Annotated in this window: 30 protein-coding genes; 15 read left to right on the forward strand and 15 right to left on the reverse strand. The window is 64.4% G+C overall.

From position 1 onward, the window contains the following. Positions 1 to 120: 120 nt before the first annotated feature. Positions 121 to 1212, reverse strand: a complete 1092-nt coding sequence (gene recA, locus VRZ08_RS07835; RefSeq protein WP_107345572.1) for a recombinase RecA — start codon at positions 1210 to 1212, stop codon at positions 121 to 123. Between the two features lie 188 nt (positions 1213 to 1400). Here recA and VRZ08_RS07840 point away from each other — a divergent pair, with 188 nt between their 5' ends. Further along, on the forward strand, positions 1401 to 1634 hold the full coding sequence (locus VRZ08_RS07840) for a hypothetical protein (protein WP_414532202.1): 234 nt from the start codon (positions 1401 to 1403) through the stop codon (positions 1632 to 1634). Between the two features lie 24 nt (positions 1635 to 1658). On the opposite strand, the gene VRZ08_RS07845 is transcribed toward VRZ08_RS07840, so the two are convergent. Both VRZ08_RS07845 and VRZ08_RS07850 read right to left on the reverse strand, forming a co-directional pair. Next, entirely contained in the window at positions 1659 to 1847 is a 189-nt protein-coding gene (locus VRZ08_RS07845) for a hypothetical protein (RefSeq protein ID WP_414532203.1), read from the reverse strand. A 240-nt stretch (positions 1848 to 2087) separates the two neighbouring features. After that, a complete protein-coding gene (locus VRZ08_RS07850; RefSeq protein ID WP_414532204.1) occupies positions 2088 to 2321 on the reverse strand; it encodes a hypothetical protein in 234 nt (77 codons plus the stop codon). A 43-nt stretch (positions 2322 to 2364) separates the two neighbouring features. Between VRZ08_RS07850 and VRZ08_RS07855 the strand changes: the two genes are divergently transcribed. Both VRZ08_RS07855 and VRZ08_RS07860 read left to right on the forward strand, forming a co-directional pair. After that, the gene (locus VRZ08_RS07855) at positions 2365 to 3039 is read left to right on the forward strand and encodes a hypothetical protein (RefSeq protein ID WP_414532205.1); all 675 of its coding nucleotides are present in this window, start codon (positions 2365 to 2367) and stop codon (positions 3037 to 3039) included. 427 nt (positions 3040 to 3466) lie between these two features. Continuing rightward, positions 3467 to 3724 carry a hypothetical protein gene (locus VRZ08_RS07860; RefSeq protein WP_414532206.1) on the forward strand — a complete coding sequence of 86 codons (258 nt, stop codon included), beginning with the start codon at positions 3467 to 3469 and terminating at the stop codon, positions 3722 to 3724. Between the two features lie 17 nt (positions 3725 to 3741). Here VRZ08_RS07860 and VRZ08_RS07865 read toward each other — a convergent pair whose 3' ends face one another. Next, positions 3742 to 3930, reverse strand: coding sequence for a hypothetical protein (locus VRZ08_RS07865; RefSeq protein ID WP_414532207.1), 189 nt, complete (start codon positions 3928 to 3930; stop codon positions 3742 to 3744). Between the two features lie 293 nt (positions 3931 to 4223). Between VRZ08_RS07865 and VRZ08_RS07870 the strand changes: the two genes are divergently transcribed. The 3 genes from VRZ08_RS07870 to VRZ08_RS07880 all read left to right on the forward strand — a co-directional run bounded on the left by VRZ08_RS07870 (position 4224) and on the right by VRZ08_RS07880 (position 5578). Next, positions 4224 to 4370 carry a hypothetical protein gene (locus tag VRZ08_RS07870; protein ID WP_164571538.1) on the forward strand — a complete coding sequence of 49 codons (147 nt, stop codon included), beginning with the start codon at positions 4224 to 4226 and terminating at the stop codon, positions 4368 to 4370. 387 nt (positions 4371 to 4757) lie between these two features. Then, the gene (locus VRZ08_RS07875; protein ID WP_107345575.1) at positions 4758 to 5144 is read left to right on the forward strand and encodes a hypothetical protein; all 387 of its coding nucleotides are present in this window, start codon (positions 4758 to 4760) and stop codon (positions 5142 to 5144) included. 293 nt (positions 5145 to 5437) lie between these two features. Then, entirely contained in the window at positions 5438 to 5578 is a 141-nt protein-coding gene (locus VRZ08_RS07880) for a hypothetical protein (protein WP_414532208.1), read from the forward strand. A gap of 72 nt (positions 5579 to 5650) precedes the next feature. Here VRZ08_RS07880 and VRZ08_RS07885 read toward each other — a convergent pair whose 3' ends face one another. From VRZ08_RS07885 to VRZ08_RS07895, 3 genes are all read right to left on the reverse strand, one after another. Further along, positions 5651 to 6328: a Crp/Fnr family transcriptional regulator gene (locus VRZ08_RS07885; RefSeq protein ID WP_107345576.1), complete on the reverse strand. Its 678-nt coding sequence runs from the start codon at positions 6326 to 6328 to the stop codon at positions 5651 to 5653. A gap of 160 nt (positions 6329 to 6488) precedes the next feature. Further along, entirely contained in the window at positions 6489 to 6755 is a 267-nt protein-coding gene (locus tag VRZ08_RS07890) for a hypothetical protein (RefSeq protein ID WP_107345577.1), read from the reverse strand. Between the two features lie 39 nt (positions 6756 to 6794). After that, complete coding sequence (locus tag VRZ08_RS07895) at positions 6795 to 6923, reverse strand: peptidylprolyl isomerase (RefSeq protein WP_107345578.1); 129 nt, start codon at positions 6921 to 6923, stop codon at positions 6795 to 6797. A 128-nt stretch (positions 6924 to 7051) separates the two neighbouring features. On the opposite strand from VRZ08_RS07895, the gene VRZ08_RS07900 reads away from it, so the two are divergent. Then, entirely contained in the window at positions 7052 to 7513 is a 462-nt protein-coding gene (locus VRZ08_RS07900; protein ID WP_414532209.1) for a PaaI family thioesterase, read from the forward strand. A gap of 56 nt (positions 7514 to 7569) precedes the next feature. Here VRZ08_RS07900 and VRZ08_RS07905 read toward each other — a convergent pair whose 3' ends face one another. Continuing rightward, a complete protein-coding gene (locus tag VRZ08_RS07905; RefSeq protein ID WP_414532210.1) occupies positions 7570 to 9024 on the reverse strand; it encodes a caspase family protein in 1455 nt (484 codons plus the stop codon). Positions 9025 to 9253: 229 nt separating this feature from the next. On the opposite strand from VRZ08_RS07905, the gene VRZ08_RS07910 reads away from it, so the two are divergent. Continuing rightward, positions 9254 to 10408, forward strand: a complete 1155-nt coding sequence (locus VRZ08_RS07910; protein WP_414532211.1) for a GNAT family N-acetyltransferase — start codon at positions 9254 to 9256, stop codon at positions 10406 to 10408. Here VRZ08_RS07910 and VRZ08_RS07915 read toward each other — a convergent pair whose 3' ends face one another. Continuing rightward, positions 10409 to 11074 (reverse strand): DsbA family oxidoreductase, encoded by a 666-nt coding sequence (locus tag VRZ08_RS07915; RefSeq protein ID WP_414532212.1) that lies wholly within the window; start codon positions 11072 to 11074, stop codon positions 10409 to 10411. Positions 11075 to 11146: 72 nt separating this feature from the next. Further along, positions 11147 to 11968 carry a helix-turn-helix domain-containing protein gene (locus tag VRZ08_RS07920; RefSeq protein ID WP_414532213.1) on the reverse strand — a complete coding sequence of 274 codons (822 nt, stop codon included), beginning with the start codon at positions 11966 to 11968 and terminating at the stop codon, positions 11147 to 11149. Positions 11969 to 12103: 135 nt separating this feature from the next. On the opposite strand from VRZ08_RS07920, the gene VRZ08_RS07925 reads away from it, so the two are divergent. Next, positions 12104 to 12517, forward strand: a complete 414-nt coding sequence (locus VRZ08_RS07925) for a hypothetical protein (RefSeq protein WP_414532214.1) — start codon at positions 12104 to 12106, stop codon at positions 12515 to 12517. Positions 12518 to 12636: 119 nt separating this feature from the next. On the opposite strand, the gene VRZ08_RS07930 is transcribed toward VRZ08_RS07925, so the two are convergent. Continuing rightward, positions 12637 to 13377 (reverse strand): SET domain-containing protein, encoded by a 741-nt coding sequence (locus VRZ08_RS07930; RefSeq protein ID WP_414532215.1) that lies wholly within the window; start codon positions 13375 to 13377, stop codon positions 12637 to 12639. Between the two features lie 141 nt (positions 13378 to 13518). Here VRZ08_RS07930 and VRZ08_RS07935 point away from each other — a divergent pair, with 141 nt between their 5' ends. Beyond that, positions 13519 to 14148 carry a hypothetical protein gene (locus VRZ08_RS07935; RefSeq protein ID WP_414532216.1) on the forward strand — a complete coding sequence of 210 codons (630 nt, stop codon included), beginning with the start codon at positions 13519 to 13521 and terminating at the stop codon, positions 14146 to 14148. A gap of 153 nt (positions 14149 to 14301) precedes the next feature. Further along, on the forward strand, positions 14302 to 14901 hold the full coding sequence (locus tag VRZ08_RS07940) for an inner membrane-spanning protein YciB (protein ID WP_414532217.1): 600 nt from the start codon (positions 14302 to 14304) through the stop codon (positions 14899 to 14901). Positions 14902 to 14908: 7 nt separating this feature from the next. Here VRZ08_RS07940 and VRZ08_RS07945 read toward each other — a convergent pair whose 3' ends face one another. Next, entirely contained in the window at positions 14909 to 15619 is a 711-nt protein-coding gene (locus VRZ08_RS07945; protein ID WP_414532218.1) for an Ig-like domain-containing protein, read from the reverse strand. 260 nt (positions 15620 to 15879) lie between these two features. Here VRZ08_RS07945 and VRZ08_RS07950 point away from each other — a divergent pair, with 260 nt between their 5' ends. Further along, on the forward strand, positions 15880 to 16176 hold the full coding sequence (locus VRZ08_RS07950) for a hypothetical protein (protein WP_011159411.1): 297 nt from the start codon (positions 15880 to 15882) through the stop codon (positions 16174 to 16176). Positions 16177 to 16536: 360 nt separating this feature from the next. Here the strand turns inward: VRZ08_RS07950 and VRZ08_RS07955 are convergent, their stop codons facing one another. Both VRZ08_RS07955 and VRZ08_RS07960 read right to left on the reverse strand, forming a co-directional pair. Further along, positions 16537 to 18192: a fumarate hydratase gene (locus VRZ08_RS07955; protein WP_414532219.1), complete on the reverse strand. Its 1656-nt coding sequence runs from the start codon at positions 18190 to 18192 to the stop codon at positions 16537 to 16539. An 89-nt stretch (positions 18193 to 18281) separates the two neighbouring features. Continuing rightward, a complete protein-coding gene (locus VRZ08_RS07960) occupies positions 18282 to 19778 on the reverse strand; it encodes a hypothetical protein (protein ID WP_414532220.1) in 1497 nt (498 codons plus the stop codon). Between the two features lie 448 nt (positions 19779 to 20226). On the opposite strand from VRZ08_RS07960, the gene VRZ08_RS07965 reads away from it, so the two are divergent. The 3 genes from VRZ08_RS07965 (at position 20227) to VRZ08_RS07975 (ending at position 21586) form a co-directional block, all read left to right on the forward strand. Continuing rightward, entirely contained in the window at positions 20227 to 20691 is a 465-nt protein-coding gene (locus tag VRZ08_RS07965) for a hypothetical protein (protein ID WP_414532221.1), read from the forward strand. Between the two features lie 216 nt (positions 20692 to 20907). Beyond that, positions 20908 to 21078: a hypothetical protein gene (locus VRZ08_RS07970; RefSeq protein WP_199851760.1), complete on the forward strand. Its 171-nt coding sequence runs from the start codon at positions 20908 to 20910 to the stop codon at positions 21076 to 21078. A 148-nt stretch (positions 21079 to 21226) separates the two neighbouring features. Continuing rightward, entirely contained in the window at positions 21227 to 21586 is a 360-nt protein-coding gene (locus VRZ08_RS07975) for a GFA family protein (protein WP_414532222.1), read from the forward strand. A gap of 158 nt (positions 21587 to 21744) precedes the next feature. Here the strand turns inward: VRZ08_RS07975 and VRZ08_RS07980 are convergent, their stop codons facing one another. Then, positions 21745 to 22455, reverse strand: coding sequence for a glutathione S-transferase (locus VRZ08_RS07980; protein ID WP_414532223.1), 711 nt, complete (start codon positions 22453 to 22455; stop codon positions 21745 to 21747). Between the last annotated feature and the right edge of the window lie 100 nt (positions 22456 to 22555).

Raw genomic sequence — 22555 nt, forward strand, 5'->3', positions numbered from 1 at the left:
GGGGGCCGCAACACTCGCCGTCTTAAAAAACGTTGGCTTCAAGAAAGATAGGCTCCAGGCCGGCATACCGCTCGCCGACCTGAAATCATGCGACAGGCGTCAGCCGGCCGCGAGCGTATCTCACTCCTCGATCGGCTCTTCGCCGTCGGCGTCGCGCTCGGGCGAGCCGGCGAGGATCTGTTCGGCGATCAGGCCGGAGTTCTGGCGGATCGCCGCTTCGATCTTGGCGGTCATGTCGGGGTTGGAGCGCAGGAACGACTTCGCGTTCTCACGTCCCTGGCCGAGCCGCTGGCTGTCATAGGAGAACCAGGCGCCGGACTTCTCGACGATGCCGGCCTTGACGCCGAGGTCGAGGATCTCGCCCATCTTGGAGACGCCCTCGCCGTACATGATGTCGAATTCGACCTGCTTGAACGGCGGCGCCAGCTTGTTCTTCACCACCTTGACGCGGGTCTGGTTGCCGATCACCTCGTCGCGCTCCTTGATCGCGCCGATGCGGCGGATGTCGAGGCGGACCGAGGCGTAGAACTTCAGCGCGTTGCCGCCGGTGGTGGTTTCCGGCGAGCCGTACATCACGCCGATCTTCATCCGGATCTGGTTGATGAAGATCACCATGGTGTTGGACTTGTTGATCGACGCGGTCAGCTTGCGCAGCGCCTGGCTCATCAGGCGGGCCTGCAGGCCGGGCAGCGCGTCGCCCATTTCGCCTTCGAGTTCGGCGCGCGGCACCAGCGCCGCCACCGAGTCGACGATCAGCACGTCGATCGCGCCGGAGCGCACCAGCGTGTCGGCGATTTCCAGCGCCTGCTCGCCATGGTCGGGCTGCGAGATCAGCAGGTCGTCGACATTGACGCCGAGCTTGCGGGCATAGACCGGGTCGAGCGCGTGTTCGGCGTCGATGAAAGCGCAGATACCGCCCTTCTTCTGGGCCTCGGCGACGCAATGCAGCGCCAGCGTGGTCTTGCCCGACGATTCCGGGCCGTAGATTTCGACGATCCGGCCCTTCGGCAGGCCGCCGACGCCGAGCGCGATGTCGAGCCCGAGCGACCCGGAGGAAATCGTCTCGATTTCCATCGCGCGGTCGTTCTTGCCGAGCTTCATCACCGAGCCCTTACCGAACTGACGTTCGATCTGGGACAGCGCGGCGGAGAGCGCCTTGGATTTGTCCATGGAAGAACCTTCGACGATACGCAATGCGGTGGGGGCAGCCATCAACGTGCTCCTTATGGACGGATTCGCCAACTGGACAAACAGGCGCCGGGTTCAGCCGGCAAAATCAACGTACCCTATTTGTTCTCCGTTCGCAATATGTTCTTGTTGAAGTCCGGGTACTGTCCGTATTTGACCCCGAGTGTCCTAAGTTGGATTGTTTGGTGTCCTAATTTCGTTTTGAGCGAAAAATGTCGGAGTTGGTGGCGAGCTTCTTTGCGGCCACTGTCGTGGCCTTCCTGATGGTAGGCGTGTTTGCCTTTCTCTCCGGCAACAGGCTAGTGAGCGCGGTTCTAAACTCATTCTTTTTGGTGTTTGTTTTTTCTTTGATTTCAGGCGCTTGGTCTCTAGCCATTGGGACGATAATCGCCGCGCTGCTGGTTATCGTTATGCTGGTAGCAAAAGTCATTTTTCAGAAAAAGTAAGGCTGCCTCAGTTGGCGGCCTTTTTCATTCGTAAGGGTTGCGATCCTCATCGTCCGGTCGGGTGCCATCATCATCGGCCAGGATTTCTTTGTCGAGTTCTAGCTTTTTAATCAGGCGCTCGATTTCCTTCACCCCGATATTGCCGCTCACGATCAGCCGAAAACTCGCATCCTTCGCCAGCAACCCCGTTGTAAGTTCTCGCTCTCCTGCCATCAAATTAACCTTTCCAGACGGAATCGGGGGTGTCTTCGGCGGCTTCAAAGAACTAGCGCTCGGTCCGCCTTCCTGTGCCGCGTCCACGAGGCCCTGCGGACCACGCCCGCCGTCGCCATCGGCGTCGCCGATCGCGTCTGGGCTATCGGCGACCTGTTGGACGCCACGTTGGCGCTGGAGCCGAACCGGCCGGTGCGGGTGAAGCGCAATTTTACGGTAATTGAGGGAGGTCGGGCGTAGTCACGCCGCTCTCAGGTTCCAGATGTCAATCAACCGCAAGGCCGCCTCAAACGAGCTGGCCTTGCCCAGTACTTGGATGCCCTTCTTCTCAACGGTGTCGTCAGCTTCAAAGACGAAATATCCACTAAACCCTAAGTGGTCCGCCCCTGCATCAACTATCGTTTGACGTGCAAGCGTGGCGACATGGATACTCTTGCCATTCCCTAGATTCGCGGATGCAAGGATATCGTCCATGGCGAGACCTCCGACACCTGTGCGGGCCACACCCAGGATTTCAGTGAACGATTTGGCCCTCTACATGGTCTCTTCTGAGACGGCCCGGATCGGGATCGTTCGCAGGGCCAAAGCCCCTCAAATCCCTCCGATAATCCGCTACCGTGACGCCCGCGGACCAATATGCGCCTTTTTAACAGATTTGCGGCGCGACGTGAATCCGCTTGTCGTAGCAGAGCAAATGTTTACGCAACGGATGTCAGACCCATCCGAATCCGCCCTCCGCCAAGACGATGCTCGGCAGTCTATCGAGGTTCTGAACGCGGTTCAGAGGATGCGCAACCAGCTTGCGCCATATGAATTTGTCCCGGCACCCGCAGACCAAAATCGTCTTACGCTTGGTGGTGTCGAGGTCTCGGTGCGCGCCGATCTTCTGGTTTACGGATCGTCCAGAGGGACCAATCTGATTGGAGCCGCCGTCCTTCGAATGACGCAGGATGATGCGGACAGCGATGCCGCTAGAAGCAAACGGCGGGAGATGGGCCTATATGTGGCAACGCTTGCACGGCTTCACATAGAACAGAACATTTCATCTGATCGCCAAGTAGCGAACCGATTGTGCATGTCGATCGACGTTCAACACGGCGAACTGTTCGCCGCACCGGACGCGAACACTCGTCGAATGAACGATATTGAAAACGCCTGCCGGTTTATTGCAGCGCTCTGGCCGCAGGTCTGACTGTCCTAAGTTCCCTTTGCACGTGTCCTAATTAGGACAGCACCGAAGTCCGGAGCCTTCCCGACGGCCAGCAGCACAATTTCGGAATTCGGGCGGCCGCTCGGGCTGGAATGCATCCGCCCAGTCCTGACGACGTGCGGTCGGAGGCGACCCAGGGCCGATTAGCCAACAGAGCCAAGCCGGCGGCCGCAAAGGCATCGAACAGAAACGCCAAGCTATAGAGCTGCGAAACTAACCAGGTCGGGACGGCCACCTGCTACGCAGCAAGTCGCATTTCTGCCGACCGAATAGCATCAGCAAGCGATTAGCTCGCGCTTGCAGCTTGGTCGAGCTTCCTACTCAAATCAGCTCGCGTCCCGCCGGACGAACCGCCGTCCCGTGCCGCGCCTTCACCCTTTCTCAACCCGGCTTCGCCACAACTGAAAGGATGGATAGCCTTCTTGCCACTCCGAAGATCCCGGACAAAGTGCGGGTGCTGTGCAGCCGCTGCCGCGTGCCGTTCCGGGAGAAGATCAAGAACATGCGGGAGGGGTTTCAGACCCAGTGCCCGAACTGCAACCGGCTGATCACCTTCTCCAGCGACTCCGCCGATCTCGGCGTGCAGCGGGCGATGACCGAGGCACGGCGGATCCGCAATGGCGGCGCCGCGGCGGCGGTGTATGGCGGCGGCACTGAGCGGCTGTGAGCGCTGCGCCGGCCGGCTCAGCGCAGGTTCTGGATGCCCCACATCACCAGCAGCATCGCCGGCACGCAGACCACGGCGTAGATCGCCCATTTGGTCAGGCCCGCGCCGGTGCCGCGCTTGAAGGCTTCGAGCAGCCGATAGGTCGCGACGATCCAGGGCAGGATGATTCCGACCGCGACGGCGTCGACCACGTACCAAAAACTCATCTTCCATCGTCCCGTGCAATGACCGCGCGCCAGCTTTACCGCAGCCGCCCCGCTCTACCATCCATTCCTTCGGCTGAGGGCAATCGGCCGCAGCGGCGGTATCGGCAGATCAGGGTTTTCCTGACAGCACTGGCCGCGCCCCCTGGAACTGGCGGACAGCATTTCGGATCGACAGGCATTTTCGCTCGTACTAGCCTGAGGGTGCCATCCGCTTCGACAGGAGACGTGACCGACGGGCGCGCGCGTTGCGATGGCCGCCGCGTCCTATGGGAGCAAACGAACAGGAGAGCGTCTTGGACAAATTTCTCCGCGACGAAAACCTGAAATTGTATCGCCGACTGCTGTCGGAGACGACCGACGAAGACCGCCGCCGGGTGCTGAAGCAATTGATCGCGCAGCTCACCCAGCATCATGCCCACCAGGGGCATGGCGGTTCGTAACGCCGACGGTATTTGATTTTACGCATAGGCAATGCCGAGCGGCCGCCGCTAGCCTGCCGCCGTCATTGCCGAGCTTTCTAGAGGTGGGGAGTTTCGACCGTGACCGGAGCCCCGAACACGGCCTCGTTCGGGGCTCCTTGTTTTTTTGTGGGTACAGTTTTTGTGGGTCAGTGACCGCGCTCGGCCCGTCGCAGCGCCCAACAGGTCGCCCCTCCCTATCGTCGCCCTCTGATCATTGCGAGTGACGCGCAGGTTCCGTTTCATTCGGAACCCGACATGCTTTAGGCTCCGCGCCGCGGGTGCGCGGACAGCGCCGCCTTGCATCAATCAGGCTCGTCACCGCCGCGTGCAGCTTCGGCACCGGCTCTTACCGACAAGGAGACAGGAATGCGCCGGCAGGCCATGGACAGATTTCGGATCGGCACGCTGATCGCGCTGACGGGCGCGGCGATCGCCCTGGCGGGCTGCGGCGAAGGCTCGCGCGGACCGCAAGGCGAAGCCGGTCCGCAAGGCCCCGCCGGCCCGGCGGGACCGGCCGGCCCTGCCGGCAAGGACGGCGCCTCGATCTCCAGCGTCCGCACCCTGACCTCGACCAGCTGCCCGGCCAACGGCTGCCCCACCGCCTGCGGTGCCGACGAGGCGCTGGTCTCGGCGCTGTGCGTCGGCAACGGCTCGGCACGGTTCAGCGACAACATCACGATCGAGAACGGCATCATGACCGCGCGCTGCGGCGCCAGTTCGGTGCGCATCGAGGTGAGCTGCGCCCGCAAGTAATCGCGCGAGGGTTGAGCAAACCAGCACAGGCCGCCAGTGTCCAACGCCGGCGGCCTTTTGCGTTCAGGATCAGCGGCTTGACGATTCGGTTGTGAACGCCCGCATCGATTACCGGCAGTATTAACCGGATTAAGCTTGCATGCGATTCAGTCGCAATTTAACGGTAAAATCGTACGCTAATTGATCTAGATCAAGCGCATGGACGGCCGCACCCGGCAAGTCGTTCTCCTAGAACTAAAGGCGGAACCGGCCTTCCAATGTCGCATGTGCTTTATCAGTGTCCCCGGACCGGGATGAAGGTCCAGGCTTGGCTACAGGACGACCCCGGAAGCTCGGCACAGACCACGTTCGAGCTGGTGCATTGCCCGGCGTGCGCGCAGATGCATTTCGTCGACCGCCGCACCGGCAGCCTGCTCGGCGACAAGAAGAAATAGCCGGCGCCCGCGATAGCGCCGCCGGGCACAGACGGACGAGGTCCGCTGCACTCCATCGATCAATTGCTGTGGCTATTCGGGCTTTCGGGCGGGCTCGACCGCGCGCGGCCGGTCCGGCAGCACCGCATTGCGCAAGGTGGGGTGCACCTCGATCCGGCCGTTGTAGTCGATGAAGCCGGCCTTGCGAAACTTGTTCATGAAGAAGCTGACGCGCGACCGGGTCGTCCCGATCATCTCCGCCAGCGTCTCCTGGCTGATCTCGATCGGCACCGGCCGCGACGCCTCGGCCGGGTCCGCAAGCAGCAGCAGCAGCCGCGCCAGGCGCTTCTCGCTGTTGTTGAACAGCTGATCGATCAGGTCGTCTTCGACCCGTGAATTGCGCGCCACCAGGTGCCGGGTGAACAGCTCGCACATCGCCGGCTCACGCTGCAGCGTCGCCATCATCGACGCGTTGGTGATGCTGGTGAGGGTACAGTCTTCCAGCGCAATCGCGGTCGCACGGCGGCGATGATCGAGCAGACCGCTTTCGCCGAAGAATTGTCCGGGCTGCAGGATGGCGACCACCGCGCCCTTGCCCTGCTCCGACATCACCGACAGCTTGATGCGGCCTTGCTGGATGTACATCACGCAATCGGCGGCTTCGTCTTGCGTGAAAATGGTCTGGCCGGCGCGAAATTGCAGAACGGCGCGTCCCGTACCTGCACTGCGAAGAAAGACCTTTGGATCGAACGGCACCTCGCGCGACGTCACGTGATATCCTGCGAACGAAAACGAATGAGTGAGTCGGATCCGGCCGCGCAACGAGTTGCGTACGCCGGGGTTCCGTCCGCGCATCATCCTCAAATCGCAGAAAAAATCTGTGCCGTTTTGACCACCTGCCTATCGCCGCAGCAGTGGCCGTTAGACGAGCTTAATTGCTCTGGTGGGTCTTGCGCTTGGCCTTGGGCTGGGTCGCCTCGGCACCGCGGACGCCGCCCCACGGATCGTTCGGCGCCTGCGCATCCGGAATCTTACGCAGCGATTCCTGGTAGGCCTTCTGCCGGACCGCGTCCTGGGCCTTCTCTTCCGGGGACTTGTGCTCGATCTCCGGCACCAGATTGACGTGCGGGCCCTCGCCCTGGGCCAAAGCCGGCCCCGTCAGCAGGGCCAGGACGGCAACGCCGTGCAGAATCTTCATCGCAAACTCCCTCTCGCGCGAGCCGTGCCGGCCGCAGCGCTACAGATGATCCGACCGGCAGGATTTCGGCGATTGCCAATCTTCCCAGATCGGACCGCATTTGGTGCAACCGTTCAGCACGATCGCCGTCACCACCAGGCCGACCACCAACGCAACTCGTCTGACCATCGTGTCCCCTTTCGGATGCCGCCGAACTTAAGGGATCGACCGTGTCGTTTTCAAGCCGTCCCGAATCGGATGGGATGCTGCGAAACGCCGCGAAACATGCGGATAATCAACGAGTCAGGGAGAGACGCATGGCAGAGCAGCAGGCGGTGGAGTTCGGCCTTCAGGAGGCGCGGCAGATGCTGCAGGAGGCGTTCGCGCCCTGGGTGCTGGACCTTGGCCTGTCGATCGAAGCCCTCGAGCTCGATCCGCCGTCGGGCGGCCCGGCCGACTGGCAGCCCGGCGCGACTTTGCGGATGGCGTTCTCCGAGCGGCTGTGCCGCAGCGGCGGCGTGGTCTGCGGCCAGGCCCTGATGGCGCTGGCCGACACCGCGATGGTGTTCGCGGTCTGCGCCGGCAACCGCGGCTTCCGGCCGATGACCACGGTCGATCAGACCACCCATTTTCTCAAAGCCGTCGCCTCGACCGACGTGATCGCCGACGCCCGCCTGGTCCGGCTCGGCCGCACCATGAGCTTTGGACGGGTCACGCTGCTCGGCGCCTCCGACGGCAAGCCGGTCGCGATGGTGTCGAGCGCGTTTGCGATGCTGTAAGCAAGCCGGGCGGCGGCTTCACAGGCGCCGGCCCGACAGCCGTCCAGATGCCGCGTTCAATAGCGGCCGCGGCTCGGTCCGGTCTGGCCGCCGCCGCGATACGGACCGCCGTAGCCGCCGCGGAAACCGCCGCCGAATTGGATCACCGGCCCCGGCGGCGGATCGTAAACCGGCGGCCGCCGCACCACGACGTCGTCTTCGTCCTCGACATAGACCCTCGTCCGCGAGGCCTTGCCGCCGCGTTTGGGCGGATCATCGCGCTCGGCCCGGCTCTTGGTTTTCTTCACATCGGTCTTCTTGGGCTCAGCCTTCTGCTGCAGCGCCGGCGCGCCCGGCCCGCACGGACAGGTCGGCGCCGCGGCGGCAACCACCGGCGTCGCGAGCGCGGCCGGCACCACCACCGCGTTGTCGGGGCGATTGCGCAGCCGCTCGGCGAGCTTGCGCGCGGTCGCGGTAAGGTCGCTGTCCGGATATTCGGTCAGGAACGCCGCATAGGCCGAACCGGTATTGACGAGCACCGCCCGGCTCCACGCCTTCATCCGGCGATGGCGGTCGAGCCAGCGCTTGGCCTCCGGCGCAAACGGCGGCTCGGCGTAGAGTCCGACAAACGCTTCATAGGCGTCGGCCGAACCGTCGGACACGATCAACGTGTTTGCCTGCTCCACCGGCTTGCCCTTCAAGGAGGCGCGCCACTCCTCGACCGTGCGCGGTTTCGGCGCCGCGATGTCGGTCGGCGCGGCGGCGGATGCGGCGAAGAACTGGAAGTCGTCGACCAGCGACGAGCTCTCCCACGGCGTCTGGCGGCCTTCGGTGGCCTGATGCACCGCGAGCCGCACCCGCTTGAGGGTGTCTTCGATCTTCAGGCCGTTCTCGCGCCCCGCTTTGAGCAGCGCAGTGGTGTAAGGGCTGTTGGCGCCGCCCCCATCCTCGGCTTCGGCGCCGGGCGAGGTCGAGTACGACAATAGCGTGCCGGGCGCGCCGGACTTGGTATCGACCAGCGCCAGCCCCTGCCCCGTGGTCTTGTTGATATTCGGAAACGGATTGTTGCGGCAGGCATCGAGCATGATGATCCGACTCTTGCTCGGCACCGAGCCAAGCGTGTTGAGCACGTCGTCGAGCCGCACCGCCTGCAGCGGAATGTCGGCCTCGCGCTTCGGATCGACGTCGACCGGGATCAGATAGTTCTCGCCGTCCACCTGGATGCCGTGACCGGCATAGAACACCAGCGCAACGGTCTCCGGCCCTTTCGCCGCGACCGTGGCGGCGAAGTCGCCGACCTTGGCGCGAAGCTCGGTCTGGCCGAGATCGGACGCCTCGGTCACTTCGAAGCCGGCCTCGCCGAGGAGGGCGGCGATCGCCTTGGCGTCGTTCACTGGATTGGGCAGCGCCGGCACCGCCCGATAGGCCGATTGCCCGATCACCAGCGCGACCCGGCTTTCCGCAGCCGCAGCGGCCACTCCGCACAGCAGGCTGGCGGCGGTCGCTGCGGCCCTCAGCATCGCGCGTCGCATGGCGTCTCCTTGCCGACCAATGACCGCTCTTGGTCGCCGCCCGGCAACAGCGGGTTCAGGCGACGTGGCAAATCGACGCCGAAAGGCGGCGTGCGAGGAAAGCTGCGGTTAACATTGTCGGCAAATTGCCTCGTGGAACCAAGGTGATGTTGGGAGTCGGCGGTTAGTCTCCTGGCCGTCGCGCCGGGGCTTGCTTCGGGCGCGCTTCGACAATTCAGGACCGAGAGCTTTGGCCGAGACGTTCCCCACTACGCCGTTCGTGCATCGCCGCGCCGTCGCGCCAACGACCGCCGCTCCCGGCGCGCTGCCCGAGGTCGCCGCGATCGACAAGGCAGCCTGGTGCGATCTGGCAACCCGGGTGATCGAGCCGAACGGCTACTACCTGCCGGAGTGGGTGATCGCAGCGAACGGTGACGACGCGGTCCCGCGCGCACTGACCGCGCAGGACTCCGCCGGCCGGCTGATCGGCGTCCTGCCGGTGATCTCATGCTGGCGTGCGTTCCGTCTGCCGCTGCCGGCGCTGGTGTCAGCCGATCCGTTCCGCTCGCTCGATACGCCGCTGCTGGACCGCGATGCAGCCGATGACGCCGCCGCTAAGATGATGGCGCAGGCCCGCGCTACCGGCGCCCGCGCCCTGGTGCTACGCGACGTCGCCCGCGAAGGCGAAGCGATGGCGGCGTTCACGCGTGTGCTCGCCACCGAAGGGCTCAGCCCGCGCCTGATCAACGGCTGGACCCGCGCCGGCCTCGACGCCAGCCGCGACGGCGAAGCCCTGCTGCGCCAGGATCTCGATACGAAGAAACTGAAGAACCTGCGCCGTCTCGAGCGTCGTCTCGGCGAGCACGGCGAAGTACGCTTTACCGTGGCCAAAACTGCCGACGAGGCAGCGCGGGCGTTCGACATCTTTCTGGCGCTGGAAGACAGCGGCTGGAAAGGCCGCCGCGGCAGCTCGCTGAAGCGGCAGCCGGAGCTTGCGGCCCGGCTGCGCAGCGCCGCGACCGCGCTGGCCTCGCGCGGCCAATGCGAGGTGATTACCCTGTCTGCGGGTGCAACACCGGTCGCGGCTGGCGTCGTGCTGCGCCACGCCGATCGCGCCTACTTCTTCAAGCTCGGCATCGACGAGAGCTTCGCCCGCTGTTCGCCCGGCGTGCTGCTGACACTGGCGCTGACCCGGCATCTCTGCGCCGATCCGGACATCCGCTTTGCCGACTCCACCGCCAGCGCCCAGCATCCGATGATCGATCCGATCTGGCGCGGCCGGTTCGCGGTCGGCGACCTGGTGTTGCCGCTGCGCAAACGCGATCCGCTGTTCGCGCCGATCGTTGCTGCGCTGTCGGCGCGCGACCGGCTGCGGCACTTCGCCAAGCGGCTGTTGAAGCGCTGATTATTCCGCCGCCTCGGCATTCAGCTCCGCCGACAGCTTACGGATAGCACGGGCGATCAGCGCCGCTTCCTGCGCGCCGGACACCGCGTATTGGTGCATGAACACGTAGGTCGGCACACCGGAGATTCCCTTGTCGGCGGCTTCCTGCGCCTGCGCCGAGACTTCCTCGACGTCCTGATCGGTGGCGAGCCGGGCGCGGATGTCGGCGGCATCGAGGCCGCATTCGGCCGCCGCCTGCACCAACACCTCAGGATCGGTGAGATCACCACCGTCGCGGAAGTACAATTCCATCAGCCGCTGCTTCATTGCCGGCCCGTGGCCGACCGCGCTCGCCCAATGAATCAGGCGATGACAATCGATCGTGTTCGGCTGCCGCTGCACGCGCTCGGGGTGATATTCCAGGCCCTCTTGCGCGGCGGTCTCGGCGATGCGGCCGGCGATTTCCTTGTAGCGCTCCGGTGATCCGAACTTCTTGGTCAGATACTCGTCGCGGCTGATGCCCTCGCGCGGCACCCAGGGATTGAGGAAGAACGGCCGGTAGATCAGCTCGACCGGCACCTCCGGCGCCAGCGCGATCGCCTGCTCGATCCGCTTCTTGCCGATGTAGCACCAGGGGCAGACCACATCGGACACCACGTCGATCGTTAGCGGCTTCAGCGTGCTCATCGGCGTCTCCTCGTTGTCGTTGCCGGCACAGTCCCACACAGATGGGGCGCAGGCAACGCCGGACAAGGCGGATCAGAGCCGCGCAGCCAGTTCGCGCAATCGCGTCCCCGTGATCGCATCGGCCGGAAAGAATGTCTCGATCGCGATTTCCGACAGGGTGACGTCGATCGGCGTGCCGAACACCATGGTGGTGGAGATGAAGCTCAGCACCTCGTCGCCGAGCTGCAGGCGAAACGGCACCGCGACCGCATCCGCTGCGATCGGCGCGGCGCGCGCCGGCACCGGATAGGTCTTCAGTTCTTCGTACAGCGCGATCAGGTTCGGATCGGCGCTGGTCTCGCGCTGCCGGTGCAGTCGCTCCAGCAGATGCGCGCACCACTCGCCCAGATTGGCGGTGCGTGCCGCCAAACCTTCGGGATGAAACGACAGCCGCAACACGTTGAGCGGCGGCGCAAGCAGATGCGGCGCAACGCCGTCGAGCATCGGCGCAACCATGCGGTTGGCCGACACCAGGTTCCAGTGCCGATCGACCGCCAGCGCCGGGTTCGGCTCGTGCGCGGCAAGCACCTGATCGACCGCAGCCCGCACCGAGGCGAGCGCCGGGTCATCCAGCGAGCGCTGCGGGAACGCTGGTGCGAAGCCCGCCGCGACGAGCAGCACGTTGCGCTCACGGAGCGGAACGTCGAGCCGCTCGGCGAGCCGCAGCACCATCTCGCGCGACGGCGAGGCACGTCCCGTCTCGACGAACGATAAATGCCGCGCCGAGATTTCCGCATCGAGCGCGAGATCGAGCTGGCTGAGCCGGCGGCGCTGCCGCCACTGCCGCAAGTAATCGCCGATCCGGACCGGCTGCGCCCCGGCGGCGGCATTGATCGAAGACACGTTGGTGTTCATGCGCGAAAGCTAGCACGCACACCGCACAGCATCCATGACCTCCGAGGTAAAGCGTTTCTGACCTGCCAGGTAATCGAATTGCGTTGCGCATCGCGGCATCCTTCGGGGCATCGCTGCAACCGAAGGAGATGTTCCATGATCCAATCCTCTATGACCCACCCGTCCACGCTGCTCCGCCGCGCTCTGCAGGCCGACGCTGTCGTCAGCGGCGCGATGGCGTTGCTGCTGAGCTTGGCGGCCGGCACGCTCTCGCGCCTGCTCGCCCTGCCGCAGCCGCTGCTGCTGGAGACCGGACTGTTCCTGATCGGCTACGCCGCCCTGGTCGGCTGGCTCGGTACCCGCAGCGTGCTGCCACGTGCACTGGTGCTGATCGTGATCGGCGGGAACGCACTATGGACGCTGGCGAGCGTCGCCCTGCTGCTCAGCGGCGCAGTGACGCCGAACGCGCTCGGCATTGCCTTCGTGCTGATGCAGGCGACCGCGGTCGGGATCTTCGCCGAGCTGCAGTTCATTGGGCTAAAGCGGAGTGATGCGGCCTTGGCAAGTTAGCACCAAAGCTTCCGCCGTCATTGCGAGCGAAGCGAAGCAATCCAGCTTCTTGCACGGATCTGGATTGCTTCGTCGGCTTCGCCTCCTCGCAATGACGCGACGAGAGGCTGCGACTACAATCAGGCTGCCTTGGATTTGCTCGCAGCAGCCGTCTTGCGCGACGACGTGGTCTTGGCCGGCTTCGCCGCTTTGGTCTTGCCGGCCTTTGCCGTCACGACCTTCGTCTTCGCTGCCTTGCTCGCGCCGTTCGTCGTCGCCGCCGCTTTTGCCTTCACCGCTTTCGGCGCCTTCGACTTGGCGACCTTCTCCGGCTTCGAAGGCTTTTCCGGCTTGGCCTTGCCGGCCGCCTTCGCTGCCTTTCGGGTAGCCTTCTCGGCTTCGGCTTGCGCCTTGCGCTCGGCCTTCAGCTTCAGCTTGGCTTTTTCGGCGCGGGCTTCTGCGGCCTTCTTCTTGCGCTTCTTCTCGCAGGAGACGCACTTGCAGCCGATCGGCTTCAGATAGGCTTTGAAGTAATCGGTGCCGTAATCGTAGTTGATCTCTTCGCCCGGCTCGATGTTCTTGATGGCGCGGATGATCACGCGCTTCTTGCGCGGATTGACGTCGGACTCAGCGTTCGGCTTGCAGGCGTGGTTGATGTAGCGCGCGACGTTCTTGCGCACCGAGCCGTCGATGGTCCAACGCTTGTTCAGCTCGAACAGGTATTTGTTCTCGATGCCGTCGTGCTTCTTGTTGTGCGCGTCAAGCAGCGGCCCGAAATACCGGATGATCTTGGCGCCCTTCTTGATGGGCTTGACGGCGAACAGGCCGAGCCCGGTTTTGGAGCGGCCAACGCGGTAATGGTCATTCGACAACAGCGGCATGGTTCTTCGATTCGAACGCGGCTAAAGGACGGACACACGAAGGCGCCGTTCTAGAGCGATTCCGCAGCAAAGGGCAGTACCTGAGCGGAAATTGCTCGAACCTTCCCCAGCCGGACGCCGACCGACAAAGGTTCCGCTGCGATGCAAGGCCTGCCAATGCGACTGCTCCCTGCCCTCGCCCTGCTGCTCCCGCTCACCATTCCAGCCTCCCTCGTGGCGCCGGCCCAGGCTGACGGCGCCAGCAGCGTCTATAGTTCGACCGCTCCCAAGGCGTGCCGGGTCGCGCGGCCGGGCGGCGCGCCGGAAGACAGCGGCGAGTGGCTGTGCCCCGGCCAGGACGGGCTGGTGGTGGTCGTATCGGAGATGGACCTGCGCCAGAGCGTCAGCGTCGGCCGCAATTACAAGGATGCCAGCGCCCAACCGGCGGCCAAAACCTCGTTCGGCCCGTTCAACTCCACCACCGATACGGTCGAATGGCGGCTCGACGGTGCCGGCAAGCCGTTCGCCATCATCCAGCGCTGGCACCTCGCCGACAACGACGATCTCGGCAAAGGCGGCCGGCCCAACACCAAGCAGATGCTGGTGGTGACGCGGCTGCCGCCCGGCGCGGTGTGCCACGTCGCCTATGTGGACGTCGCCGCCAACCGCAACGCCAACGAGGTGGCACGGCAGGCTGCCGACGAGCTGGCGCGCGGCTTTGCCTGCGGCAAGGACAAGCCCAAGCCATTCGGCAGCCCGGGGCGCGCCACCGCCCTGGCTGCGCCGAATTGAAGCGGTCTAAACTGATGCCTGCCTAAATTAGGTGCCCGGCCCTTGCCGCCGGGCTGCCGCGGTTTACTTCCCTCGAGGGGGCACGCACAATCGGGCGGGGCGACGGCGCTCCGCCGCGGTCCTCCGCAGGCGGCGACAGCGGAGAAACGTGCAATGAAGGCGGTGTTCGCCAAGCTCGGCAGCGACTTCTTCTCCACCATCGTCTTCGTGGTGCTGTATTTCTCGACCGGCAACGTCGCGCTGGCGACGATCGTCGCCGTGCTCGGCGCGGTCGGGCAGTTCATCTACGCCAAAGTGAAGGGACAGCGGCTCGACGTGATGGCCTATGCCAGCGTCGCGCTGGTGGTGGTGCTCGGCGGCGCCACGCTGCTGACCAACGATCCCCGTTTCGTGCTGATCAAGCCCAGCGTCGGCCACATCGCGGTCGGGCTGCTGATGCTGCGCCGGGACTGGATGCTGCGCTACGTGCCGCCGATCGTCGGCGACACCATCCCGGACTATGTGCGGATCGCCGGCTACGCATGGGCGGCGCTGATGCTGGTGCTCGGCGCCGGAGTGATCGCCGCGGCGCTGACCGGCGATATCAAGCTGTGGACGTTCTACGTGATGGTAATCGCGCCGGCGTTCAAAGTCGCAGCGTTCGCCGCGCAGTATCTGGTGTTTCGCTTCGCGATCCGCAGCCGGCGGCGAGCCGCGGCAGCGACTGCAGCGACAGCGACAGCCGCATCGACCCCGATCACGGCCGAGCCTTAGCGGCGACTTACATCCGCGGCGCGGCGGCGAGCGCCAGCGCGCGATCTTCGTTCGGTGCCAGCTGCGCAGTGGCCCGCGCGTAGTGATGATCACCTTCGTACACGACCACGATGCCGCCGACGCCATTGTCGAGCGCCGAGGTGGTGAATGCCGCCAGTCCGGTGCGATCGAGCGGCACGTGCGCGGCGATCACCCGGTCGCCATCGCGGAAGCTCACCGTGCCGGTCGGCAGGCCGTGCGAACCGGTGACGGCGGCGGTCAGCGTCACCACCGCGCCGGGTACCGGGGCAGCATCGGACGACGACAACGTCAGGCGCGGCTGAGCCAGCACATCGAGCGCGACCTCGGCCGACTGGCTCGGCAGCACGATCAGCGGCAGCCGGCTGGCGCTGCCGGCGTAATCGGCGCGCAGCAGATGCCGCCCCGGCTTGAGGCCGTCGACCGCGAGGCTCGGTTTGCCGGCATCAATCCAGCCCAGCACGGTGCTGGTCGACAGATCGTAGAACACCACCCGGCCGTCAGGGACGCCGGCGCCGTAACCGGTGCGGACGGTCGCGTTCAGTACGAATCTTCCGGGAACACTGGGCTCGGCGGTGATATCCAGGCGGGTGACGGTCGTCTCGGACACCACCTCGACCTGCGCGGCGGCAGGGAGGCTGGTCAGTCCGGGCATCAGCACCGCAACGGCAAGCGCGGCACTTACGTATGACAAACGCATGTCGGGTCTCCACCTTGAAGGCGTTGGAAACCTCGAGACGTCCTCCGAAGTTAACATAGGATAGCACGACGCGTGCACTGCACCACAGGTATCTGCATGCGCGGCCGGCAGAGCAGAACACCGCCCGATTCACGATGACGGACTATCGCGGCCCCTGGCCGCAGCGGGGCGGCACGTTCGGGCTTGTTTGTCGCTCCCGCACCATACTAAGAGGGGCGGCCCGGTGAACTCACGAGGACCGGGACCAAGGGGAGAAACACATGGCAGTCGACGGAAACTGGAAACTCACCATGAGCACGCCGATGGGCGAGCGGCAGGCCGACCTGACGCTGAAGGCCGACGGCTCGACGCTCACCGGCTCGCAATCCGCCGACGGCGATGCCGGCGAGATCTTCGACGGCACCGTGAACGGCGACGACGTCGCCTGGAAGCTGTCGATCACCAACCCGATGCCGCTGACGCTGAGCTACACCGGCAAGGTGAGCGGCGATAGCATCTCCGGCGAAATGGGCATCGGCCCGATGGGCTCGTTCCCGTTCACCGGCACCCGGGCGTAAGGCTTCGACGTCGCGGCCGTTCCGCCGCAGCCGCAGTTACCAATGTCATCACCGGGCCGGCGCACAGCGCCGAGACCCGGTGATCCATCAGTTGAAGAAGATGGATGGCCGGGCCTTCGCCGCGCCGAAGGGGCTTCGGCCCCGCAGGCGGGTCAAGCCCGGCCATGACTGCTCCTGAGGATAACTTAGGCTAACTCCTCCGAGGGAGTCATTCCGGGGCGCGCGTGAAACGCGCGAGCCCGGAATCTCGAGATGTTCTGCGTCAAACCGCTCGGGTGCCCCGAACCTCGGGATTCCGGGTTCGCTCACTGCGTGAGCGCCCCGGAATGACGGTGCGAGTGGTGATTGCGGGGAGAAGCTTCAGCCCAGGTTCAGTTCCTTGAAGAAGTCGTTGCCCTTGTCGTCGACGATGATGAAGGCCGGGAAGTCGACGACGTCGATCTTCCAGATCGCCTCCATGCCGAGCTCGGGATATTCCAGCACCTTGACCTTCTTGATGCAGTGCTCGGCGAGGTTCGCCGCGGCGCCGCCGATCGAGCCGAGGTAGAAACCGCCGTACTTCTTGCACGCCTCGCGCACTGCGGGGGCGCGGTTGCCCTTGGCGACCATCACCATCGAGCCGCCGGCCGCCTGGAACTGATCGACGAACGAGTCCATCCGCCCCGCGGTGGTCGGGCCGAACGCGCCGGAAGCATAGCCATCCGGAGTCTTGGCCGGGCCGGCGTAGTACACCGGATGGTTCTTGAAGTAATCCGGCAGCGGCTCGCCCTTCTCCAGCCGGTCGCGCAGCTTGGCATGGGCGGCGTCGCGCGCCACGATCATGGTGCCGGTCAGCGACAGCCGGGTCTTGATCGGGTGCTTGCTCAGCGTCGCGAGGATGTCCTTCATCGGCTGGTTGAGGTCGATCTTCACCACCTCGCCACCGAGCGCTTGCTCGACTTCCGGCAAATACTGCGCCGGATTATGCTCGAGCTCCTCCAGATACACGCCGTCCTTGGTGATCTTGCCGAGCATCTGCCGGTCGGCCGAGCACGATACGCCGAGGCCGATCGGCAACGAGGCGCCGTGGCGCGGCAGCCGGATGACGCGGACGTCGTGGCAGAAATACTTGCCGCCGAACTGCGCGCCGACGCCGAGGCTCTGCGTCATCTTGTGGATTTCCTGCTCCATCTCGACGTCGCGGAACGCGTTGCCGAGTTCGGAGCCGTGGGTCGGCAGCGCATCGAGATAGCGCGCGGAGGCGAGCTTCACCGTCTTCATCGTGGTCTCGACCGAAGTGCCGCCGATCACGATCGCCAGGTGATAGGGCGGGCACGCCGCGGTGCCGAGCGTCATGATCTTCTCTTTCAGGAACGCCAGCAGCCGGTCGCGCGTCAGCAGCGACGGCGTCGCCTGGAACAGGAAGCTCTTGTTGGCCGAGCCGCCGCCCTTGGCCATGAACATGAATTTGTAGGCATCATCGCCCTCGGCGTAGATCTCGCACTGCGCCGGCATGTTGTTGGCGGTGTTCTTCTCTTCGAACATCGACAGCGGCGCGACCTGCGAGTAGCGCAGGTTACGGCGCAAGTAAGCGTCGCGCGCACCTTCCGACAACGCGGCTTCATCGTCGCCGTCGGTGATGACGTTCGAGCCCTTCTTGCCCATGATGATCGCGGTGCCGGTGTCCTGGCACATCGGCAGCACGCCGCCGGCGGCGATGTTGGCGTTCTTCAGAAAATCCAGCGCGACGAACTTGTCGTTCGGGCTCGCCTCCGGATCGTCCAGGATCTTGCGGAGCTGCTTGAGGTGCCCGGGCCGCAGATAATGGTTGATCTCGCCGAACGCCGCCTCCGACAGCGCCCGCAGCGCCTCGCGCTCCACCACCAGCATGTCGCGCCCGAGCACCTTCTCCACCCGCACGCCATCCGACGTGATCTTGCGATAGACGGTGTCGTCCTTGCCCAGCGGAAACAGCGGGGTGTGCTTATAGGGCGGAACCGGGGTGGCGGCAGACGGAACGGGCGTGGGAGCGTTCATGGACAGGGCCTCGAATGGGTAAATTCGCGGCCCTGTCTAGGCGGTTTCGGCGGGATTTTGAAGGGTTCAAAACGGGAGGGTGGGGAGCTTCATGGGACCTGCCCGGCCAGATCGGGACCAACTGGACCTGCCGCATCTTCCGGTGGCGGCTCAGTCAGGAGGCCATCCTGTGGGACATCCACATCCGGCTCAGATTTCAGTACGATGGGCTGGGCTAGTACGGGCCGCTCTTGCGGTCCGGTCAGCTCCTGCTCCGCCGCATCGCGCATCGCTTCCGTATTGACGCTCGCGGGCTCGGCCTTTGCCTCCGGAAGACGCGGTGCAGTCCGCTGCCAAGCCCGCAGATGCTGCCCAGCTTGATCGTAGGCGAGGGGGACAATCGCCTCTAGTTCGGCGATGAAATTCTTGCGCTGTGCGAAGCGGGCGCCGATATCACGCACCATGATCACGTCGAACGACGTCACCACCTGCCCCGCCTTCTCATCTGCAGCTTGATCGACGTTCTCTCGAAGCGCTGCGAGCGGTCGCTGAGTGCTACTGGTTCGTCCCGGCCAGTACAGACGGATATGCCAGTTCTCGTTCGTCGTGGGCGGAAACTGGCGCAGTAGCCAGTTCAGCCTCGCCTTCGTTCCCTTCTTGTCGTCAGGCGCCCTCAGATGCATCGAAACTGCGAGCGAGCGCGTTTTGATGTCTGCAGTGACCTCCAGAGGAGACGCCGCGTCCGGCACGATCAACGTGGCGGCGAGAGAATGCTCCTCGCACAAGTGACAACTATCAGCCTTGGCACGCGCATCGAGGTCGCGAAGATGTTCCCTCGGGATTCGCGGCGAGACTTCGACGCCGAGTTGTCGGCTCATCGTCAGCGACAGGTCGCGCACGACTTGGTGCCATGCTCCAACGATCTCGCGTGTCACAGCAGAGTTAGGCGACGGCGCGGCCCCCGCCTGAACAGATGCCACCAGGTCGGTCCAACACGCGGGCATCTGATCAAAGCCCTTCACTCCGGCGCTTGGGTGCGTGAGAAAGCGGACCATTTCGTTGAGGACAAACCTCTGATCGCGATCGAGGATCTCATCGTTGGCAAGCAGCAGGCTCGCTTCGGTAAGGACGTGCATCCAAGACCAGTGAAACAGCTCGATCTTACGTCGCGCGGATACTGAGACCTGCAAAGGGTGAACAGCCGGGACAGCGGCAAACTGATTGGAGATCGTAATCAGGGCGTCGATGTCGTTCTCGCGCGCAAGCGCTAAATAGCTTTCGACTTGGCCAACCTCCAGTTCAGAATTTCCAACCTTGGCTTCGACCAGAGCCCGCCACTGACGATTACCCGTAGTGAGAACAATCAGGCCGTCCGGCCTCATTTTGTCTGACTGAGATGAGAAGCAGACCTCAGTAAAGGTCTCGATCCTCGTTCGGGGCCCAGCGCGCTGGCCGACCGTATTCATCATCGAGCGACCGAACTCATCCACATTGGCAAGACACGCCAACAGGATCGACGCCGTTCGACCTTCCTTTGAGGTATCGGCCAGAACCGGGAAAAGCCGAGCACGCTCACCGCGACTTAAATAGCTTGGAATATCCAACATCGGGGCACCCTGAAATGCAACTCAGGGTCGCAATACTGCAGCGATTTCCCGCAAACCGGAAGCCGGAAAATCTGCGTCGATCCCGTATGGGAAACGCAAAGATAAGCGTAGGCGGAACCCTCGTGCGTCACCGCCCTCATCCAAACACCGCCTATTCTGCCCACCTCCCACACAGATATTGCCCCTTGCACGGGCTGCTAGCGGCGAGTTCTGGATCGCCGCGGTGGGCTCGACGAAAACTGCCGACCGTTACAGCGAGCTGAGCATCCAACTCCGTCCCCACATCCAGCCGGATCTGAGATCCCGGCAAGTATACGATCCGGGGAAACTCTGATCTCCTGATTGTCCATGGCCGATGTCCACGCTGATCAGTAGCCGCGAACTTGGTCCTCTTGCATCTGGCTTCGGCGCAAGCTTCAGTACCGCCAGGGACTGAGGAGAAGACCTGATGCTGAGCCGCCTGCCCTATCTCATTGCCACCGCTGCTATCGCCTCGACATTCGCCGCCTCCCCCGCCCGGGCCGATCGCTGCGACGATCTCGCCAAGCAGCTCAAGGCGCAGATCGATGGGATCAGCGTCGGCAAGACCGCGGCCAACATGATCTACCTGTCGCATCCGGCCGCGAAGGCGCTGCGGCTCGGGTGTCCGAGCCGCACGGTGAAGAACGAGGTTTACGGCCAGGCGCCGGCGCGAAAGCCGTCGCCGGAATTTCAGGACCTGATCGCCAGCGCCGCCGCGATCGTGTTCACGATCCCGAAGCCGGACACGCTGCGCGGCGTTAAGCGCTGCTTCGGCCGGGTCGGCATCCTGCGCGGCAACGACATCAAGACCCGCTTCCGCCGGCTCAACATGCGCTGCATCCGGACCAAGACCGACGCGTCGATCTCGATCACCCGCGACAGCAGCGAGTAGCTGCGCGGCCGCGCCGGCGGCGTCCATCCCGCCTCGTGATGTCCCGCAATCCAATGCCCGGCATTTGAAGCAAATGCCGGCGCAGGGGTGCGCGCAAAGTTCACCGGGCAGCGCGATGATCGCGGTTGATCCGATGCCTACCCGGGCGCGGTCGGTGGCAAGCCGCCGCCGGCGCACCATCTGATGGGGGACGTTGGCCAACACGAGGAAAGACTGATGAGCAGCATTTCGAACGTGTCGTCGACTCCTGTCTCCCAACCGACGACGCAGGCGAGCCCTCCACCGCCGCCTCCGCCGCCGAAGGACGACAAGGACACGACCAGCATCCAGCCGCCGAAAGCGGCGCTGCCGCCCGGACAGGGCACCCGCGTCGACCAGCTCGCTTAAGCGACGCAAGTTCCGATGCGACGACCGGCCCCGCCTCGCGCGGGGCTTTGGCGTTTCGTGGGACGGTGTTCGCCCCGCCTGCGCCAGCTATCGGGCACAACCCTTCGTCTGCTAGACTCCGCCGGCACGACCAGCGGAGTGCCTCCTGATGAGCGGCGTCAAAGTCCTGACCGGCGGCTGCCATTGCGGCCTGGTGCGGTTCGAATGCACCACCGACCTTGCAATGGTAACGGCGTGCAATTGCTCGATCTGCACCAAGAAGGGACTGCACTTCACCTTCCTGCCGCCGAAGAGTTTTCAGCTGCGCGCCGGGCGCGACAGCCTGAAGGAATATCTGTTCAACAAGCGCGCCATCAGCCACCAGCTCTGCGGCGAATGCGGCGTCGAGGTGTTTGCCCGTGGCGCAAAGCCCGACGGCACCGAAGTGGTGGCGCTGAACGTGGCCTGCATCGACGGCATCGAGCTGTCGCAGCTGAAAATGACGCCGATCGACGGGCGGCATCGGTAGCCGGCGTCCCCACTTCCCACAGTCATTCCGGGGCGCGCGTGAAACGCGCGAACCCGGAATCTCGAAGTGGTGTGCTCGGATCAGATTCCGGGTTCGCGAGCTTTCGCTCGCGCCCCGGAATGACCTCGCAGAGAGGTCGAGCGCCACTGGACAGGCTGTTACTTATCCAGCTCCTTGTAGTGCCGGAAGATGCCTTCTTTGTTGAAGGGAATGCGGCGGTCGCTGGCGAGGTAGGCGGCGATGTTCGGGCGTTCGGCGATGCGGTCGTGCAGTGCGACCAGCTTGGGAATGTCACGCTCGAATTTCTTTATGTGCCTTGGAAAGGCGTAGCGCAGGCCCTCGACGATTTGAAACAGCGACAGGTCGGCATAGGTCAGCTTGCGTCCGGTGAGACAGGTGCCGCCGCCGCCGGCAACCAGGCGTTCGAAGTAACCGAGGAATTTCGGCGCGCGATTGTCCCAGAACTCGGCGGTGCGTTTCTTCGCCGGCTTCCGCTGGTCTTCATAGTACAGCATGGTGCCGATCGGATGGTGAGTGTCGTGCACCTCCTGCACCAGGTCCGCGATCGTGAGCTGCAGCTGATGCACCCACAGCCGGCCGGCTTCACTCGCGGGTGCAAGGCCATGACGGCTGCCGAGATACAGCAGGATGTTGGCGGTCTGGCCGATGATCAACTTGCCGGCTTTGAGAAACGGCGGCGCAAACGGCGGCGTACCCTGCTCCGCCTGCATCAGCTTCATCATCGTCGACATGCCGGCCTTGTTGCGACGCGCGGCATCGACATAGTCCGCGCCGGCCTCTTCGAGCGCCAGCCTCACAAATTCGCCGCGGCCCTGAATGGTCGGCCAGTAGTACAGTTCGTAAGCCATCGGTTCGGCCCCTATGCTGATCGGCGCGGCTCCGCCCCCGCGCCGCCCCGCTCCGGAGCCTAACAAAAAAGCGCCGCGGAAGGTCCGCGGCGCTTCGATG

It is taken from the genome of Rhodopseudomonas sp. G2_2311 (assembly GCF_047501505.1).
GTDB lineage: Bacteria > Pseudomonadota > Alphaproteobacteria > Rhizobiales > Xanthobacteraceae > Rhodopseudomonas > Rhodopseudomonas palustris_H.

Excerpts from the sequence above, each read along its gene's own strand:
- VRZ08_RS07905 (WP_414532210.1), bottom strand. The coding sequence starts at position 9,024 with ATGCGACGCGCGATGCTGAGGGCCGCAGCGACCGCCGCCAGCCTGCTG.
- VRZ08_RS07930 (WP_414532215.1), bottom strand. The coding sequence starts at position 13,377 with ATGCCGCTGTTGTCGAATGACCATTACCGCGTTGGCCGCTCCAAAACC.
- VRZ08_RS07965 (WP_414532221.1), top strand. The coding sequence starts at position 20,227 with ATGCTGAGCCGCCTGCCCTATCTCATTGCCACCGCTGCTATCGCCTCG.
- VRZ08_RS07970 (WP_199851760.1), top strand. The coding sequence starts at position 20,908 with ATGAGCAGCATTTCGAACGTGTCGTCGACTCCTGTCTCCCAACCGACG.
- VRZ08_RS07860 (WP_414532206.1), top strand. The coding sequence starts at position 3,467 with ATGGATAGCCTTCTTGCCACTCCGAAGATCCCGGACAAAGTGCGGGTG.
- VRZ08_RS07975 (WP_414532222.1), top strand. The coding sequence starts at position 21,227 with ATGAGCGGCGTCAAAGTCCTGACCGGCGGCTGCCATTGCGGCCTGGTG.
- VRZ08_RS07880 (WP_414532208.1), top strand. The coding sequence starts at position 5,438 with ATGAAGGTCCAGGCTTGGCTACAGGACGACCCCGGAAGCTCGGCACAG.
- VRZ08_RS07840 (WP_414532202.1), top strand. The coding sequence starts at position 1,401 with ATGTCGGAGTTGGTGGCGAGCTTCTTTGCGGCCACTGTCGTGGCCTTC.
- VRZ08_RS07960 (WP_414532220.1), bottom strand. The coding sequence starts at position 19,778 with ATGTTGGATATTCCAAGCTATTTAAGTCGCGGTGAGCGTGCTCGGCTT.
- VRZ08_RS07850 (WP_414532204.1), bottom strand. The coding sequence starts at position 2,321 with ATGGACGATATCCTTGCATCCGCGAATCTAGGGAATGGCAAGAGTATC.
- VRZ08_RS07950 (WP_011159411.1), top strand. The coding sequence starts at position 15,880 with ATGGCAGTCGACGGAAACTGGAAACTCACCATGAGCACGCCGATGGGC.
- VRZ08_RS07935 (WP_414532216.1), top strand. The coding sequence starts at position 13,519 with ATGCAAGGCCTGCCAATGCGACTGCTCCCTGCCCTCGCCCTGCTGCTC.
- VRZ08_RS07895 (WP_107345578.1), bottom strand. The coding sequence starts at position 6,923 with ATGGTCAGACGAGTTGCGTTGGTGGTCGGCCTGGTGGTGACGGCGATC.
- VRZ08_RS07875 (WP_107345575.1), top strand. The coding sequence starts at position 4,758 with ATGCGCCGGCAGGCCATGGACAGATTTCGGATCGGCACGCTGATCGCG.
- recA (WP_107345572.1), bottom strand. The coding sequence starts at position 1,212 with ATGGCTGCCCCCACCGCATTGCGTATCGTCGAAGGTTCTTCCATGGAC.
- VRZ08_RS07845 (WP_414532203.1), bottom strand. The coding sequence starts at position 1,847 with ATGGCAGGAGAGCGAGAACTTACAACGGGGTTGCTGGCGAAGGATGCG.
- VRZ08_RS07920 (WP_414532213.1), bottom strand. The coding sequence starts at position 11,968 with ATGAACACCAACGTGTCTTCGATCAATGCCGCCGCCGGGGCGCAGCCG.
- VRZ08_RS07900 (WP_414532209.1), top strand. The coding sequence starts at position 7,052 with ATGGCAGAGCAGCAGGCGGTGGAGTTCGGCCTTCAGGAGGCGCGGCAG.
- VRZ08_RS07955 (WP_414532219.1), bottom strand. The coding sequence starts at position 18,192 with ATGAACGCTCCCACGCCCGTTCCGTCTGCCGCCACCCCGGTTCCGCCC.
- VRZ08_RS07945 (WP_414532218.1), bottom strand. The coding sequence starts at position 15,619 with ATGCGTTTGTCATACGTAAGTGCCGCGCTTGCCGTTGCGGTGCTGATG.
- VRZ08_RS07925 (WP_414532214.1), top strand. The coding sequence starts at position 12,104 with ATGATCCAATCCTCTATGACCCACCCGTCCACGCTGCTCCGCCGCGCT.
- VRZ08_RS07890 (WP_107345577.1), bottom strand. The coding sequence starts at position 6,755 with ATGAAGATTCTGCACGGCGTTGCCGTCCTGGCCCTGCTGACGGGGCCG.
- VRZ08_RS07980 (WP_414532223.1), bottom strand. The coding sequence starts at position 22,455 with ATGGCTTACGAACTGTACTACTGGCCGACCATTCAGGGCCGCGGCGAA.
- VRZ08_RS07865 (WP_414532207.1), bottom strand. The coding sequence starts at position 3,930 with ATGAGTTTTTGGTACGTGGTCGACGCCGTCGCGGTCGGAATCATCCTG.
- VRZ08_RS07940 (WP_414532217.1), top strand. The coding sequence starts at position 14,302 with ATGAAGGCGGTGTTCGCCAAGCTCGGCAGCGACTTCTTCTCCACCATC.
- VRZ08_RS07915 (WP_414532212.1), bottom strand. The coding sequence starts at position 11,074 with ATGAGCACGCTGAAGCCGCTAACGATCGACGTGGTGTCCGATGTGGTC.